We start from the raw sequence: 17,121 nt of genomic DNA on the forward strand, positions 1-17,121 counted from the left end.
AGAACCTTCTCCCTACTCAGAATGATGATAAACCTACTTACTCAGACGGCTCAACTATACCAAGTGCTTCTAGCATCTGAGGTTGTTGCTCTAGAGCGATTCGGGCGAAGACTTTGAAGTCCGACATCCAATCCATGAGTTCCTCAAGGGCATTATCTCTTAGTTGCGTGGCTTGCTGGGCTTCACCTACTTCTGTGTCTCTGCTAGCTAAGTTTTTGATCAATTGATCTACTTGGACTCTGAAGTCTTCGAAATCCTCTTGATTGATACCAAACTGTGCGTAGGTCTGCAAGAAGTTGGCATCTTCTAGGACATTGTGTACGAACTTAGCAGCCTGCTGTGTGAAGGCTGAGTAGGTTTGTAACACACGCCCTTTGATACCAAGAGCGTTGAGCGCTTTGATATCGTCTTTGAAGATGACTCTTCCGATCTGTGCGAACTTGATTAACGTTTTTCTCAATTGTGCTTGCTGGCTCTCTATTTGTCCGGTTAGGTCATATTGCTCTGCATATTCCTTTTGCTGATTGGCATGCTTGATCTTGGTATCATCGAGCATAGCCTTAGCGGCGAGAAATTTAGTCTCATCGTAGCCGTAGATTGCCATAGCAGTCTTAATAGCCTCGTTAGTGAGCGCATTGGTCAGGGTAATCTCCGTCGCTAAAAGTTTTGAATCTATCGATTGATTGTTCATAAATTGTTTGGTTAAATGAATAAAAATTATGTCTTTATTTTGTTTGTTATCTTCCAATTGTCCCTAGCTGTACTACAGTGTTCGTCTCTTAACTTTTATGCACTGCAAAGCTGATTGTATCAATTCTTCGAAGCTAAAAATGGCTCTACGCAGTTTTTGAGTAGGCATTCGCTAAAAATTTTGACTCTACGCACTTTTTGAAGGGGTATTCGCTGATTTGGAAGGGGTATTCGGGCTTTTTAGAGGCCATTCGCATGCGAATGGCACTTAAAAAACCGCGAATGGCACCCAAAAAAGTGCGAATGCCCCCTCAAAAACTGCGAATGGGGGCAGAAAAACTGCGTAGAGCCATTTTAAACAGCGAATGGCCGTTTTTTGGGCGTCCGATGCCGTTCAAAAGCAGTATTTGTTATTCTAAATAAGTAGGAGCTTAGTACACTTAGCAGGTAAACGGTATGATTTACCTCTCCTTCTAAATGATTTTGACTATGTACTTTAGAAAATGTGTTTCTTAACAGTGTTACTTGAAACTTGAAAAATTGAACTATCTGTACTTTTACTTGATACAGATGTTTATCGATTCTACCTAATAAAGTAATAGGATTTGATCGTAGGTTAATAAAGAGTTCAGTCATGTTAATATTAATTAGCTGGTGGCAAAGTTGGTTGACTTCTCTGTAATGCTGACACAATTTTGGTCAATTTCTGGGAAAAGATCAAGGAATACCTAAATATAATTCCGTTATTTGCTATAGAATGTATCTAATTGTAATTAAAGAAGGTGTTATTCTGCTAGATCTATTAAAAAAGAATGACATGGCCAGTTGAATCAATCCAATGTCGGTTGAGTAAGCTTCTAACCTATTGCCATCTCGGTGAGAGAATTGATTTTTCAAGGCAAGAATTATAGCTCCCTAATTTAATGAGCTAACACTTTACCATTAAACTATAGGCTTTGATGTCTTTGATTCCCATAATGAATAATCTTTGATATTTTCGCTGAATGTCACTAGATCAGACTTTACCACTTATATTCTTTTTCATCGCACTGCTATACTCTAGTATCGGTTTTGGTGGAGGGTCTAGTTACTTGGCCATCCTTAGCTTGACTTTGACCAATTTCTATGAAATCCGATCGACTGCTTTAATTTTGAATCTGGTGGTAGTCTCGATAGGGTCGATTGCTTATTTCAAAAACAAAGTATTTGACTGGAAACAGTTTTGGCCTTTCTTAATTCCTAGTATTCCTATGGCATATCTTGGTACTCAGCTCAGACTGTCTCAAGCTATGTTTTTTATGGTTTTGGGGCTGTTACTCTTACTTTCTGGAATAAGCCTTCTATACAAATTCTATCAATCGGCGTTCAATTCAAGGGATTTCAATAGGTTCAAAAGACTGACAATAGGAGGCGGAATCGGGTTCTTTGCTGGCTTATCTGGAATTGGCGGCGGTATTTATTTATCTCCTATTCTGAACATGATCGGCTGGAAGGATGCAAAGAAAATAGCATCACTTTCTTCAGCATTTATATGGGTCAATTCTCTAGCGGGATTAATAGGTCTGGCATACGCCAATACGCTTAAATTCAATAGTTCGTTGAGTTGGAAACTGATACTGGGTGTGTCTATTGGTGGACTAATAGGGGCTTTTTTATCTAATCAGCGTCTTAATAATAAGGCGATTGGTTTCATCACAGCACTACTTGTCATCTATGTAGGCGCCAAGCTAGTTTTAAAATACTCTCTAGGAATTCTTATTTGAATATCTGATCGTTCTTGATTTAGGTTCAATTAAAGAAATGGTTTTACTTATCTAATTAGGCTTTTAAATCTTCTTGTACTCAAGTCTGGTTAATAGACTCACTATATTTTTGCGATATGAATAAAGTTCAAATTACATATTGTACTCAATGTAGGTGGTTGATGCGCTCGACTTGGATGAGTCAAGAGTTGCTGACGACTTTCGAACAGGAGATAGACGAACTTTCATTGAGGCCTAGTACTGGTGGAATATTCGAGGTTCATGCCAATAATCAGCTTGTTTGGTCAAGAAAAGAAAAAGGACGTTTTCCTGAAATCACGGAACTAAAACAAGTAGTACGGGATGTAATAGCTCCTGATAAAAGTCTTGGTCACTCTGATAAGAAGAAAGTGTAAATAGAAATCTAATAGTCATAAAAGCTCTGAATTGTATCTCAATGACTAGTCTTATTCTCTAGATACACTACTGGATATCGCTTGTCGTTGGATTTGTCTTCTTTTCCCCAATCAAAAGCTCCTAATACAATATCTTCATCTCCATCCTGATCAAAATCAGACTGACTCATAGTAATCCATCTTCCTTTGATGTTTTGATCTAATTTGAACGGTTCATATCCATTTTCTTGATTTAAATAAACTAAGAATGAGGGTTGGTTCTGATCTGGGAAAAAGGAGATCACTGAAAAATCTAAGTCTCCATCGAGGTCTATGTCACTCGGTATTGCTTTATATATTCCTGGGATAGGAATGAATAGTTCTTCTTTTTTATTGAATTGATAATTTCCTTGATTCAAATAGATTCTTAATCCATGATAGGGCTTAGTAAAGTAATCTACAAAGTCTCCATTATCTCCTGCGGTTACTAGAATGTCATCTAATCCGTCGTCATTATAGTCAAAGAGTTTCATATAACTACTGCCATAGGTAGACGGAAACTGGATTAACATTCTCTGAGAAAATCTTCCTTGGCCATCATTGACGAATAAATATATGGCTTCACGAGCTTGTGCTAACAAGGCCATCACATCCAAGTCTCCATCCTTGTCAATATCAACCAACTCTGTACATATTGCTCCAGGCAATCCAATAATTTCATGCTTTTTATATCCATCAGAAGTATTTTCCCACCAGCCCAGTGAACCAGACCATTTTCCAAATTCACAAATGACAATATCTTCTTTAGTGTCTCCATTTATATCTCCAAAGTTTGCATTTACTGGTCGCTGTAGTCTTCCTATTGGATAGCTTAGTTTTTTAGTGACGTCTTTGGGGTATTTAGCCATCCCTCCAAGTGGTGTATCTGTCCCTATAAATACAGGGCCTATCATTGTAGTCCAAAAGGCATCTTTTCTCTCGATAAATTCGAGCACTCCCATTCCTACACTATCATACTTTGTGACTTTAAGTTGATCATTTAACTGGAACATCATTCCTGTACTATAATCAGCTACCATCAACTTAGAAGGAGCAAGAAAGTCTACCATGCTAATGGATGATTGTGGTAGATTCAATGATATGGGCTTCGTTTCGAACAGGTTTATAGACTTTACGGTACTGAAGTCATAGGCTGGCTCAATTTTTTCTGGAGATCTGGACAGGTAATATTTCTGGATAGCCATCCATTCCTCTCGGCTGATCTTAGGTTTCTTTTGGCCAAAGTAGATCGAGTTTTCTTGTATTTCTTTTCCTTTGGGATAATCCTTGAAAGAAGGGTTGTTTTCATCAATAGAATCTCTAAAACCAAGCAGATAACCCATTCGAGGAAGGACACTGTTTTTCCAAATTCGTCGTTCCAATTCTTCAGGTTTTGGTATCATATGGCAACTTACGCAGTGCATTTGAGCTAATTCTTCCCCTCTGCTTGTAGGTTGAGTTTCGCGTCTTGAGCACGATACTGTTAACATAGTTACCAGTACTATTAAAACCGAAACATTTGTAATAAGGCTTCTCATGGTTTGAATATAAAAAACAAAGGCCGCTTAAGTGCGGCCTTTGTTCTACTTGTGATAATTATTATAAACTACTCATTACTATTCTCCCCATTCTTCAAAGGACAAACCATTTTGTAGGTATACCAATGAATCTTTGACCGGCACATCAGCACCTCCGTTACTTGAATAGGTGTATTCATAAACGATACTCTTGTTGTCGTGAACTTTACCAGTCAAATCTTTTATCTCTAATACACCTGGCTTTTCTACTATCAAGTCTCCAGTAACACTACCATCATCAGCTATTGCCAATACAAGAGTCTCGCCCGGTATTTTAAGCCCTTCTCCTACATTAGGCACCGAAATTGAATCCACGCTCACTGTACTTACTTTAAACTGCGTAAACAGCCCCAAAGAATCAGATAGAACGTTACCTCTACCTTCATTGTAAGCATAAGCTATGGTATCCTCAAACCCTAGCTGAAAATAATCACCATGATATTCATTAATGTACTTAACCATTACAAAAGTTTTGCTTTGATCAACTAACAAAGTATCGGTAGTATACTGCACGATTTCCAATGGAATCACGTAGTTGTTACCTGTAGACTTAGGGTCGTCAAAGAAAGCTTGTGTAAAAGTGACTTCAAATACACCATTAAAATCACCTGCTTTGATCTCTATCAATGAATCAGATGGTAAGTTCATTCTGTAATGTGTATCTGGTAATAGTTCACCACCATCTGGAATTTGATCTTTTATCAAAGAGATGTAAGCAAATTCATTGACGTCAGAGTCCCTTTTACCACCCAAAACAACACCAATTTCAATAGTTGAGTCTGGAAGCACTACAGTCCTAACAGGCCTCTCAAAAGGAAAGTAAACCGAACTCGTATCAAAATTGTCTTTATAGTCATCATAGCAAGCAGTAGCTACTACCATGATTAGACCTAATATTACATATATTGTTTTCTTCATGTTTTTAGTACTTTATTATTTACCAACCTTCATTTTCTGTCAATGTTGGAACTTTCAACAATTCATCAATTGGCATGGGACCAAACTTCATGTGCTCATCGAATTGAGGAGTGAACAATTCTGAGATATCGTAAGAATCAGTACTTCCTGATCTAGTAATAGTCATTTTCTCCACAGTGGTATTTAAGTCACTTAAATCACCTCCCCATCTTCTCAAGTCAAAGAAATAATGTCCTTCGAAGCATAGTTCTATTCTTCTTTCATTTCTAATAATCTCTCTGACCACACTCTGGTTTGAACTGTTATCTGTTAAGTAATCATCAGAGAGAATACCACCTCTTCTTCTTACTTCTGCGATAGCATCTACTGCTGTCAAGCCGAACCCTTCTGGATCATTTTCAGGACCATATGCTTCGTTCATTGCTTCTGCATAGTTGAGGAATACTTCTCCCTTTCTAATCAATGCGAAATAATGAAATGCGTTAGTTCCCTGCCCTATGTCAGCACCTTTAGCTAACCACTTTCGTAAATAATATCCAGTACGGCTAGAATTACTTTCATTTGCTACTCCTGTAGCGCCTCCTGAAACATCTTTTCCTCCTTGAAATAAATCAACAGTTTCACCATTTTGGAATGTTACTCCATTATGAAAAACTGTTAAATCCAATCGAGGATCTCTACCGGCATATGGATTAGTAGCGTCATATCCACTTGATGGATCTGAAATTGGATAGCCATTGTCTGCCATAGGGAATGCATCTACTAGATTTTGCGTAGGATTTGTTTGCCCTTGTCCTCCAAAAGATGGCGGAAAGTTTCTAGTTTCTATGCTCCTATTTTGACCACCAATCCTAGCCATGATCATTTCAGCATTCTCATAGTTAGTGAAATACGCATCATAATCAGAATTACCAGCATCACCGTAGACATTTGGAAGAGAAGTTCCTACCTCATCCATCACTTTAGCAGCATATGCAGCAGCCATTTCATTCATTTCAGTTCTATTGTCCTGTTCATATAGTTCACTCCCTGCATAGAGATAAACTCTGGACAATAAAGCATTTGCCGCTACAGATGTAGGTCTACCATATTCTTGAGCACTATAGACAATTAAATCAGCGCCAGCTGTACCATCATAAGCCGCTGGTAAAGTATCAGCTGCTATTTTCAAGTCGGTAGCTATCTGATCGATTACTTGCGAAAATGTAGCTCTTGGAAGACTTTCTATATCTTGAGGGTTTTGAAGCTCCGTTATTAATGGGACTCCCATTACTTCTCCTGATTCATCAATACCGGCAAACCTTTTAAGCAAATCAAAATAGAAATAACCTCGTAGGAAATGTGCCTCTCCAGTCAACCTTTGTCTAAGTTCTGCATTGATGATAGAATCCTCTTCTGATGGTCCCTGAAAAAAGATTAGCAATGAATCTTCTCTCAATTCAGACCCAACAGGCTTTAATCCATAGGTAATAAACCTATTGACCGACTGGATACCTTTATAGGTATTATTCCAGTTATTCAATGGATTAATAGCCGCCTGCCATGTTTGTTCTATAGTTCTACTCAGTGCCGTATTCAAATTATTACGCACTGCATTTTGAGTAGCACAATCCAAAAAACCTCCGTAATGATCGTGGCCATTTGGAAGTACATTGTAAGCATTCATCAAAAACCCTTGAACAATTTGAGGGTTTCCTATGATCTCCTCAAGAGTCTGCTCATTTGAATACTTTGGTTCAAAGAACTCCTCTTGACAGGCACTTAAAACAATAAGTGCCATGAATAATGCATATATATATTTTTTCATTGTTATCAAGATTTTAATAAGATAGACTCAACCCTAGAGATACCGTTTTCATCAATGGACCATTACTGATACCTGAATTCATATTGTCCGCATTAAAATCTGGGTGAGATGAAATCGACAATAGATCAGTTCCTCTTGCAAATACTCTTAGCTCAGAGGCTCCTCCCAATGCATTATTAACTGCTGCGGGGAATGTGTAACTTAACTCTATGTTCCTAAGGGTAAAGTAGTATGCATCTTCTACCCAATAAGATGAAGTCACATAACTATGTGTGTTATTTGTGGAGAGTCTTGGGTGAGATGCATCTGTATCCTCTGGACTAGACCAAGCATTCAAGGCATTGGCCGCATATTTATTGTTTCCAATACCTCTATAACCAGCTACACCTAACATGTTTCTATCATACCCAGCAGCTCCTTGTCCTAATACGTATAGATTAAAGCCCTTGTAATTCAAATTGACGTTCAAACCAAAACGATATCTTGGCAATGAGTTTCCAAGCGTAGTGAAATCTTCAAAGTTGATAAGGCTATCTTTCTTCAAATCAACATATTTCAAATCCCCTCCTACGGCATTACCGTATGATGACCTATTTGGGTCTTCTTCATACTCCTCTGCACTATTATAGAAACCTGTAGAAATCAATCCTGCTATTCTATCAATTGGCTGTCCATCTAGGTTCAAATTCTCAGAAGCGAAAACAAGTCCTGTTTTCTCAAATACTGCTTCTGTGAACGTCATATAACCTCCTACTGAGTAACTCAAGTCATTGACCTTTCCACTATAGGCTAGTTCAATCTCAACTCCATGGTTACTAGCTTCACCAAAATTGATAAAAGGAACATCTTCTCCTAAATAACCTGGGAAAACTGTCTCTGGTTGAAGGGGAATATCTGATCTGTACTCGTTGAAATAATTAAACTCAAAAGACAGATTATTGAAAACCACAGCTTCCAAACCGATATTATATTCTGTCAACACTTCAAAACCAATATCTGGATTACCTGAAGTTGAAATGGTGTAGCCACTTGTACCAGGCATACTTGGACCTTGTGGACCAAATCTTATAAAACCTTCAGTATTGTAAGCACTTCTATATTGGTAGTAGCCTAGTCCTCCGTCGTATCCCATCTGACCACCACTCACTTTGAGTTTTAAATGGTTGATTTGATCAATGGATTGTAGAAAGCTTTCATTACTCGCTACCCAAGCTAAACCTCCAGCAGGGAACAATCTAAAACGATTTCCTGCTTCTAACTTATTTGATCCCATATAAGAAAGGTCTAATTCAGCTACATATTTGGAATCAAACATATAATTCAACCTACCACCTAAATTGATGTTTTTGTTAGGTTGTGCCGTACCTGTTCTTTCTCTTTGTTGGATTATAGTATTTGCGTTAGCTAAAAGGGCATGCTTGTCAAATACTCTGTCATAGGTAAGTGATGACGTGAATCCATAATTTCTATAAAACTCATCATCAAACCTCTCCACAGAAGATGTAGGATCTTCAGCAGTTACCTGTGAACTATCTTGTAAATAAGAATTGTAACCTATTTGCTTACCTACTCTTACTCTAGATAAGGCATCAGCTGATATATAATTATTCCAAGTCAACCCTTCAACTCCTATAGCAGAAAAATCAATAGTTCCTCCTAAATTCAGCTGGGACTGTCTAGTTTGGTTTTCTGTATAGCCTGCTGCTAGGAGTTCTCCTTCTACATTAATACCATCATTAGAATCGTTTGTTCCAAAGCCAACAGTACCATCTGGAGCTGTAAAGTATATCGGATATGCATTAGGTCTAGTGGAACTCAATTCATTGAAGAAACCTGTTTTTGTATTATTATTTCTAGTCCAAGTTTGATACGTCATTTGATTCGAACGAGAAAGTTCGATTCTACTAGCCATATCCATTCTCATCTTCAGCCATTTGTTTACCTGCATATCTACATTACCTCGGACATTGAATCTTTGATATTTTGTTCCTTCTCCGATGGCTTCTAACCCATCTTCCGTCAGGTAACCTGCAGAAACGAAATATGAAGTTCGATCTTTAGTATTAGTATAAGTACCAAAAACCCTTTTAAATGAAGTCATTGATTTTAAATACCTATCATAATAATCCACATCTGGTAGTGAATCACTAATTCCCGCAGTTCTAAAGTCATTAAGTACTTCTTCGGAATAAAGTGGATCTAAACCATCATTTTCTAATGCTTGATTATATGCTCTAGCATAATCGTATGAGTTCAAAAAATCAGGAAGGTGGGTTGGTTTTCTAAATCCAACTTCAGCATTGAAACTTGCTTTTTTCTCTCCTGGTTTCCCCCTTTTAGTAGTCACAAGTACAACACCATTAGCTGCCTGTGCTCCATAAAGCGTTTTAGCAGTAATATCCTTTAGTACAGTTATTGACTCAATCTCATAGTAATTCAATGACTCAAGGCGTCTATTGGCTATTCCATCGATTACAATCAATGGATTACTGTTGTTTACCAAATTGCCATTGTCATTTTGTCTAAATGAGTGAAAACCGCGAACTCCTAACCAAGAGTTATCACCTCCAGGAGCAGCCGCTCCTTTAAAAACCAATACACCCGCAGCCTTACCGATCATAGCTGATTCTACATCTAAATCAGCAGTAGCGATTTGGTCTTGAGTGATTAGGGAAGTAGCCCCTACCACTCTTTCCTTATCAAGTTTGGCAAAGGGAAGATTTACCTTCTCTTTTTGCGGAATAATGGTCGTATCCATTTCCACAATCACATCAGCAACCTGCCCGTACGTCACTCCAATAGAGGTAGCCATCGTACAGATTGCTATTAAATATTTTATATAGTTCATTTGATTCTATTTATCGATTGAGAAATTACCATCCCGGATTTTGCACAAGATTCGGGTTGTTTTGTAATTCAGTATTGGGTAATGGGTACCAGTAGTGTTTATCCTCAAAGATCCTTGCTCCTTCTACCTCAGCCTTTCCAAAAACAAGAATACCTCCATTGTCTACCAAGTCCAGTCTATAAATTTTAGAAAGAGCTTCCTTAGCTATTCTCCATCTCCTGATATCATGCCACCTGTGCATTTCATGATATAATTCTACAGCTCTTTCGTTTCGGATACGATCTCTGAAGACTTCTGTAGAACTGGTATAATCAGTATGAACATCTGGTAGTCCATCTACTCTTCTCCTTACTTCATTGATTGCAGCGACTGCAGTCCAACCTAACCCATCAGGATCTCCATTTGGTCCATAGGCTTCGTTCGCTGCCTCAGCTAAATCCAAATAGACTTGTGCCAACCTGATAAAAGGAAAATATCGATTTCTTCCAGCCACTCCATCAGTATTGTTGGAACCATGCCAGTTGTGTTTCTTATGTACATAACCTGTCCAGACACCATTCGCACTATGTTTCAAATATTGATCAGAGCCATTTACCGCATCTAAGGTTACTCCTGGATCTGTAACTAAAATTGATTCTCCATGATGATAAATATGCTGATAGAATCTAGGATCTCTATTTACGTATGGATCTTGATCATTATAACTAGGGTGGTCCTCAATAGCTTTTGCTTCCCCGCCCTCTACATGTTCAAACCAATCTACAGCGTTTTGAGTAGGAGATACAAAATTACCCCATCCTCCCATCACTCCTGGAGGATCTAACCAACCGTCTCCGACATTGGCTGCACCAGGTCGGTTATTATTACCTATAGACGGAGCCCATACTGCTTCTGTTGATAAAAGAGCTGTTTCACTATACCAATTTTCAGTATACTCACTCCAAGGATACATACTATAATATCCGCTAGCATTAGCTTCCTGTATAGTCTCAGCTGCAGATTTTGCGGCTCTTTTACAGTAATCAAGGTTATAACTATCGTCTCCATTGTCTGCAAAATTCATATTTGGACTAGCAGCATATAGTAAAACCATAGTTTTAATTGCCAAAGCAGACGTTTTAGTAGCTCTTCCTTCAAAATCAGATTCCCATCTTACTGGTAATAATTTGTAACAAGAATCTAATTCGGATACAATCCACTCAGTACACTCAGAATAAGAAATACGTTCTGGAGTGAATGGAGAGTCAGGAGAAATAGGCTCATCTATAATAAATAGACCTCCATACCTTCTTATTAATTCAAAGTGATACCAAGCTCTTAGTATTCTGAATTCTCCTTCCATATATTGGATGATTTGCTCTTTAGAGATTCCTCCAGGTAACTGAGGGACATCTTCTATCTGATCTAATCCCTCTTGTAAAGCAAGATTAGCCACTCGAATACCTACTACTGCTTCTCCGGCTGGAGTCATATCAATTCTCTGAACACGATCTTCGTTATATTCAAATCCAAACTCTGCTCTATTTCCATCTAGCCAAACTCCTTTGTTGTAAACAGTAGGAATAGGTCCAGTAAAAGATGCAGACTGAGATTCATCACTCAACGAACCTATTTCAGAGTCCCAATCTGTAGGGTGTGCTACATAGTTGTGCATTGCAAAATAGCATTGACCTAAATATTGCTGTACTGATTGGAAATTGGTAAATACCACATCTTCAGTCACCTCATCATCTGGAACATAATCCAAATATTCTTCACATGACGATATCGATGCCATTAGCATAATCACCGTCATATAGGACAAAAATTTTCTAAGTTTCATATCAATATCGTTTATAAGTTTAACCTAAACCCTACATTGAATCTTCTAGCTATAGGATATACCTCTACTCTTCTTGATTCTGGATCGAACGCGTCAGGTAGACTAGTCCATGTCCATAAATTGTTTCCATTTACATATAACTGTAAACTACTTATTGCTTTCACACTATTCATTGGCACTTGATAAGCCACCTCTACCATCTGAAGCTTCAAATAGTCTGCTTTTCTTATATAATATGAGCTAGTCTCATTACTATGCACATGACGAGTGGCATGTAGTGACGGGTGCTTTGCTCCTGGATTTTCAGGTGTCCAATGATCCTGCATATCTGAATAGGTATACAAGAAACCTTCTTGACTTCTTGATTCCCATTCCCAAAGGTATGATCGTGATAAAAGCTTATCCATACCAAAAACACCATTGAATCTAGCTGTTAGACTAATACCTTTATACTGTACTCCTCCTGAAAATGCATATGATTTAGTAGCAAACCTACTGTTACCAATAGCTACTCGATCCAGTGCGGATACAATACCATCTCCGTTAAAGTCAATATATCTCATATCACCAGGGATAATATTTTGCATATCAAATCCAGAACGTGGATTGTTATAAACATCATCCCAACTTTGATATAACCCATCTTGTATGATTGCGAATTGAGTGCCTATAGGATGCCCAGCTTGCTTCTGGTAATCAGGAGCTCCGAGTGGATCATCCTCTAGCAAAATTCTATTTTCGGTAATACTAAAGTTACCTTTCACCCAATAAGACCAATCAGCATTGATTACATCTCTCCAACCTAGGTCAAATTCTACACCTTGATTTTTAGTTTCTCCTGTAGTAGTTTCTGGCTTTTCAGGATACCCAGCAAAGACTGAAATTCTATCTTCAAGCTCGAAAGGAATGTCTGTTCTAGATTCATTGAACATATCTACATTCAATGTCAACTGACTCTTAAAAAATCCAAATTCAATACCTAGATTTTGCTTAGTACTTTCTTCCCATCCTGCCTTCTCATTGGCAATTCTTGCTTCATTCAGCTTACCAATATTCTGCTTATTTGGTCCAAAGTATACACCTCTATTATTATTGGTGTCTTCAGTAAAAGTAGTTCTGTATCCAAATCTGTTTGCATTTCGATCATTTCCTGATATACCATACGAATACCTAAACTTTAAGTGATCTAACCAGCTTTTTGTACCTTCCATAAATGACTCATTGGTCAATATCCAGCCGACAGCTGCAGAAGGAAATAAACCCCAGCGGTAATCAGGACCAAATTTATTTGTTCCTTGATAGGCTCCATTAATCTCTGCGAAATACCTAGTATCAAAATCATATGTAGCTCTACCTACATAACTCTCGATTCTATCTGGCCAAAGATTATCAGCTCCATTAACAGATTCCTGACGATAAAAAAGAGCCATACCAGTAACTGTATGCTTACCGAACGTGTTATTGTAATCGAAACCTCCTTCGTAATACAGTCTTTTGTTATATTTCTTGATCGTCTCGTTTTGTAGTTTAGGACGATTCTGAACTGACTGAGCATCTGCACCTTCAATTCTTAGACCAAGCCCTACCAAATTTCCATCTTCATCAAAAGTTCTATCTTCTGGTGCTGAAGAGTACTGTAAAGTAGTCAGTTGCATTTTTTGTTCGTACTGAACGTAGTTGTTGACAGCAAACTTTGCTCTAAGTTTCAACCCTGGAACTAAATTTTTCAAATCCTGATTTAAAGTAAAGTCAGTCCATAAACGATTAGATCTTTTTTGCACGGAACCTGACTCCTGTAGTTTAACTAAGTAATTAGCATTCGTTTGTGAATTTTCTTCTCTACTAAACTCACCTGTTGAAAACTGAGGCTGAGGTCCTACTTGCGGCCAACTATAAAATTGATTCAACTCAAGGTTATAATTTGGATCCTGATTTCCTCCTGGCGAAAAGCCAAGACCATCTCCAGTAGCTGTCATAGGATTACCATTCCAATTGGTTACCTCTCCGGCGAGCTTAACTCCTAACTTGGTGGTCTTAGTAAGCTTGAAGTCAACGTTTTGTCGAAAATTAAACCTTTTTTGTGTAGTTCTAGGATCATAGTCAGGTTGTTTCTCTAACTGGAATAAGTCACCATCATTATTGTGACCTAAGGAAGTGAAGTAAGTTACGAAATCATTTCCTCCACTAATATTCAAGTTATATGACTGATTATATCCTGGACCTAAAAGCTTTCTAGGCCAATCAGTATATGAATGTGTATCAGGATTTCTATTTGGATCTTCCCATTCTGCAATTCTAGATTCTGCTACTAGTTCTGCGTAGCGTTTATCATTAATCAATCCAATATTTTTAGCCCTCAAATTTTCTGGAAATGGGGTTAAAAAGTCAAAATCTGTAGTAGGAAGTTTTACACCAAAATTAGCAGTAAAACTTACTTTTACCTCTCCTTTTTTACCTGACTTTGTTGTAACTATAATAGCTCCATTAGCAGCTCTTGACCCATATACAGCCGTAGCAGAAGCATCTTTTAATACTGTGACTGATGCTATTTCATTTGGATCAATATTATTCATGTCACGCTCTACACCATCAACTAATATTAGTGGAGCACTATCTCCCCATGAAGCTTTACCTCGTATAAGAATATCAGCTTGAGAAGCTCCAGGTATACCTGCATTTTGCTGAGTAGTAACCCCTGGTAATAAACCAGTAAGTGCCTCAGATACGGTAGTTACACCTCCGGATTGAACAATATTTTCGCCTTTGGTGGTAACAATAGCTCCCACTACACTTGCTTTTTTCTGTTCGGAGAAACCTACTACTACTACTTCTTCCAGAGACTCTACATCCAACACCATCCCCACCTCTATTCTGGAACGACCCGCAGTGGAAACTTCTTGAGTTTTATATCCTATAAATGAAAAAGACAAAACAGCCCCTTCATTCAAACTCAATGTAAACTCGCCATCAATATCAGTAATTGTACCTGTAGCTGCTCCTTTAATTAAAACATTTACACCTGGCAGTGGATCACCGTTCTCATCGGATATTTTTCCGGATACTGTCACCTGCTGTGCTATTGCACTCTGAGGCAACATCGAAGCGAGTAAAAATAATATCATACAACATGCTCCCCATCTTGAGAAGTCACGAAGTAACTTAGTCTTTTCACGCATTTAGTTATTCTTAAGATTCATAATTGTATTTAGTCGATAAGAGTTTTGTCGTGTCTTCTTTGTGGTTCAAAAAAGTGAATCATTAGTTTTAATAAATTCATCAAGAAGACGAGAATTCCCTTAATCATCATTAACAAAAATATTTTATCCCCCCTCCAATCACCATAGATATTCTACCCGTTAAACGGGCTAAATTCGCTCTAATGATCACATTTTAAGCTATTAAGAGGGGGTATTATGTATTTTGAATACAGTTTGTATAATTCTGCATTCATTATTCACTTTATGTTTTGTACTGATAAAAGACTCACATTTAAGAAATAAGAAATCTGATCTATGAAAATAAGCCCATGCTATACGAACATAATCGAGGACCTAGATATTAAATACCATAATAATTACAGTCCAACTTAACTAGTGTTATACCTACAAACAAAAAAGGCTATCTCAGAGGGTGAGATAGCCTTTAAATTTTATTCTATAGTATTTTTATTCCTTCTTAACTCTCATATAATCGAAATACCATGTTCCCGATTGCTGCACAATTCTAATTCCTACAACATACTCTTTTCCAGCACCTAGAGCCTTTGCTCCACTAGCAGTCCATACTAGATCACCCCAAGCATTATTATATGCAGTACCAGTAGCAGGAGAACCATTTCTATTCACCCAAGAGCCTGTATTTTTTGTAACTCCCCAGTTGGTTTGAACTACTCCATTGATAACTTCATAGAAACCTACATTCACTTGAGCTACAGCACTTTCACCTCTCAGTCCAACTTCCATTTTATAATTAGACGTTCCATCTGCTATAAAAGACTGCCCAAACACAACTACTGAACTAGCATTCTTAACGTACTTAACAACACCTGTTCTTCCTTCATAAGTATCTAGGTGCTCGATTCCTGCGCTCTCCGCAATCACCACAGCTCCACCTCCATCTTTATAGGCAATCCAATCTGCTGTTAACTTTTCTTTCTCTACTGTACCATCATTCTTTGCTTCGAAATTACCACACCCAATCAAATTATCTCCTGAACCTCCACATGCTTGTATACCTGGAAAAACATGTACCACAGCCTTAGTTTCAGTTCCTGTAAATTCAGGTTTCGTGTCTTTAATACCCGAAAAGTAAGAAGTTAAAGTAACATCATATCTACCCGCTTCAAAGTAGCTAATACCAGTTACTTCTGGACCCGAAGCCGTAGCGGTTGTCGATCCCGGAAACTCCCACTCATATGTATCCCGAGTTCCTGTGCATGTTTCTAAAAAGTCCATGCTCCCCCCTACGTCAATCATATATACTGGGTCAATAGCTCCTCCATTAAGGGTACCAGATTCAAAATTAGCGGTTACGGCTACAACTGGTGTTACAGTCACCAAACCTGTAATAGTAGAATCCATTTCCATACCGTCCAAATTCCTAGAAATCTTCAATCTTACGTTGTACTCACCTTCCGTTTCATAGGTTACAGTAGGATTTTGCTCCGAAGAAGTTTCTGGATTTCCTCCAATAAAAGTCCATTCATAGGAATCTGGTTCTCCTATTGACAAATCCGTAAATGTTATTGGCAACGTTTCTGCGATAGAATAAATACCATTATCCACATCAGCATCAGCTTCTATTGCTACTTGTAAATCAGGCAAAACACTAATAGAAACTTCTCTTGCCGACCTATCTCCAGATTCATGATCTACTGTCAGATGTGCTACAAAATCACCAGGTTCCTCATAAGTAACATATAGTGTATCTATTGTTGAAGTTTGTGGATCTCCGCCATCAAACGACCATAACCTACTCAGAACGTCAGAACCCTCGTGCTTAAATTTAACCGAGTCTCCTTTAGGAATTCTTATTCGATCTGCTACTACAGCATCGACTTTTCTTCCTGGGGCTGTTCCACCTCCCGACTCTTCTTCATTACAACTCGATAAATAGACAGCAAATACAATAGCTGCCCATATCGATATTTTCAATAAAGGCTTTTTCATTACATATACAATTAGATGTCCACTAGAAAAGAATAATAGAAACGTTAAAAATGAACTCAATTAACTGCTCATTTCAACCAAACAATACTAAATTGACTAGAGCGTCTTTACTCTA

Annotated in this window: 10 protein-coding genes; 2 read left to right on the forward strand and 8 right to left on the reverse strand. The window is 38.0% G+C overall.

Translation table 11 applies throughout. The features are described from left to right. Positions 1-37 precede the first annotated feature (37 nt). The gene (locus tag DKG80_RS13570; RefSeq protein WP_109831895.1) at positions 38-691 is read right to left on the reverse strand and encodes a hypothetical protein; all 654 of its coding nucleotides are present in this window, start codon (positions 689-691) and stop codon (positions 38-40) included. Positions 692-1,694: 1,003 nt separating this feature from the next. Here DKG80_RS13570 and DKG80_RS13580 point away from each other — a divergent pair. Together DKG80_RS13580 and DKG80_RS13585 are read left to right on the forward strand one after the other, a co-directional pair. Next, positions 1,695-2,453 (forward strand): sulfite exporter TauE/SafE family protein, encoded by a 759-nt coding sequence (locus tag DKG80_RS13580; protein WP_109831897.1) that lies wholly within the window; start codon positions 1,695-1,697, stop codon positions 2,451-2,453. A 116-nt stretch (positions 2,454-2,569) separates the two neighbouring features. Then, positions 2,570-2,848, forward strand: coding sequence for a SelT/SelW/SelH family protein (locus tag DKG80_RS13585; RefSeq protein WP_109831898.1), 279 nt, complete (start codon positions 2,570-2,572; stop codon positions 2,846-2,848). Positions 2,849-2,886: 38 nt separating this feature from the next. Here DKG80_RS13585 and DKG80_RS13590 read toward each other — a convergent pair whose 3' ends face one another. From DKG80_RS13590 to DKG80_RS13620, 7 genes are all read right to left on the reverse strand, one after another. After that, entirely contained in the window at positions 2,887-4,248 is a 1,362-nt protein-coding gene (locus DKG80_RS13590) for an FG-GAP repeat domain-containing protein (protein WP_162555879.1), read from the reverse strand. Between the two features lie 234 nt (positions 4,249-4,482). Further along, positions 4,483-5,361 carry a DUF1735 domain-containing protein gene (locus DKG80_RS13595; protein ID WP_109831900.1) on the reverse strand — a complete coding sequence of 293 codons (879 nt, stop codon included), beginning with the start codon at positions 5,359-5,361 and terminating at the stop codon, positions 4,483-4,485. A 19-nt stretch (positions 5,362-5,380) separates the two neighbouring features. Continuing rightward, a complete protein-coding gene (locus DKG80_RS13600) occupies positions 5,381-7,168 on the reverse strand; it encodes a RagB/SusD family nutrient uptake outer membrane protein (protein WP_109831901.1) in 1,788 nt (595 codons plus the stop codon). A gap of 13 nt (positions 7,169-7,181) precedes the next feature. Continuing rightward, positions 7,182-10,016 (reverse strand): SusC/RagA family TonB-linked outer membrane protein, encoded by a 2,835-nt coding sequence (locus DKG80_RS13605; protein ID WP_109831902.1) that lies wholly within the window; start codon positions 10,014-10,016, stop codon positions 7,182-7,184. A gap of 25 nt (positions 10,017-10,041) precedes the next feature. Next, positions 10,042-11,838, reverse strand: a complete 1,797-nt coding sequence (locus DKG80_RS13610) for a RagB/SusD family nutrient uptake outer membrane protein (protein ID WP_109831903.1) — start codon at positions 11,836-11,838, stop codon at positions 10,042-10,044. 11 nt (positions 11,839-11,849) lie between these two features. Next, positions 11,850-15,014, reverse strand: a complete 3,165-nt coding sequence (locus DKG80_RS13615) for a SusC/RagA family TonB-linked outer membrane protein (RefSeq protein ID WP_109831904.1) — start codon at positions 15,012-15,014, stop codon at positions 11,850-11,852. 489 nt (positions 15,015-15,503) lie between these two features. Next, the gene (locus tag DKG80_RS13620) at positions 15,504-17,006 is read right to left on the reverse strand and encodes a PKD domain-containing protein (protein WP_109831905.1); all 1,503 of its coding nucleotides are present in this window, start codon (positions 17,004-17,006) and stop codon (positions 15,504-15,506) included. Positions 17,007-17,121: the final 115 nt, after the last annotated feature.

The sequence above is a fragment of the Reichenbachiella versicolor genome (assembly GCF_003171675.1).
In the GTDB taxonomy this organism is placed as follows: domain Bacteria; phylum Bacteroidota; class Bacteroidia; order Cytophagales; family Cyclobacteriaceae; genus Reichenbachiella; species Reichenbachiella versicolor.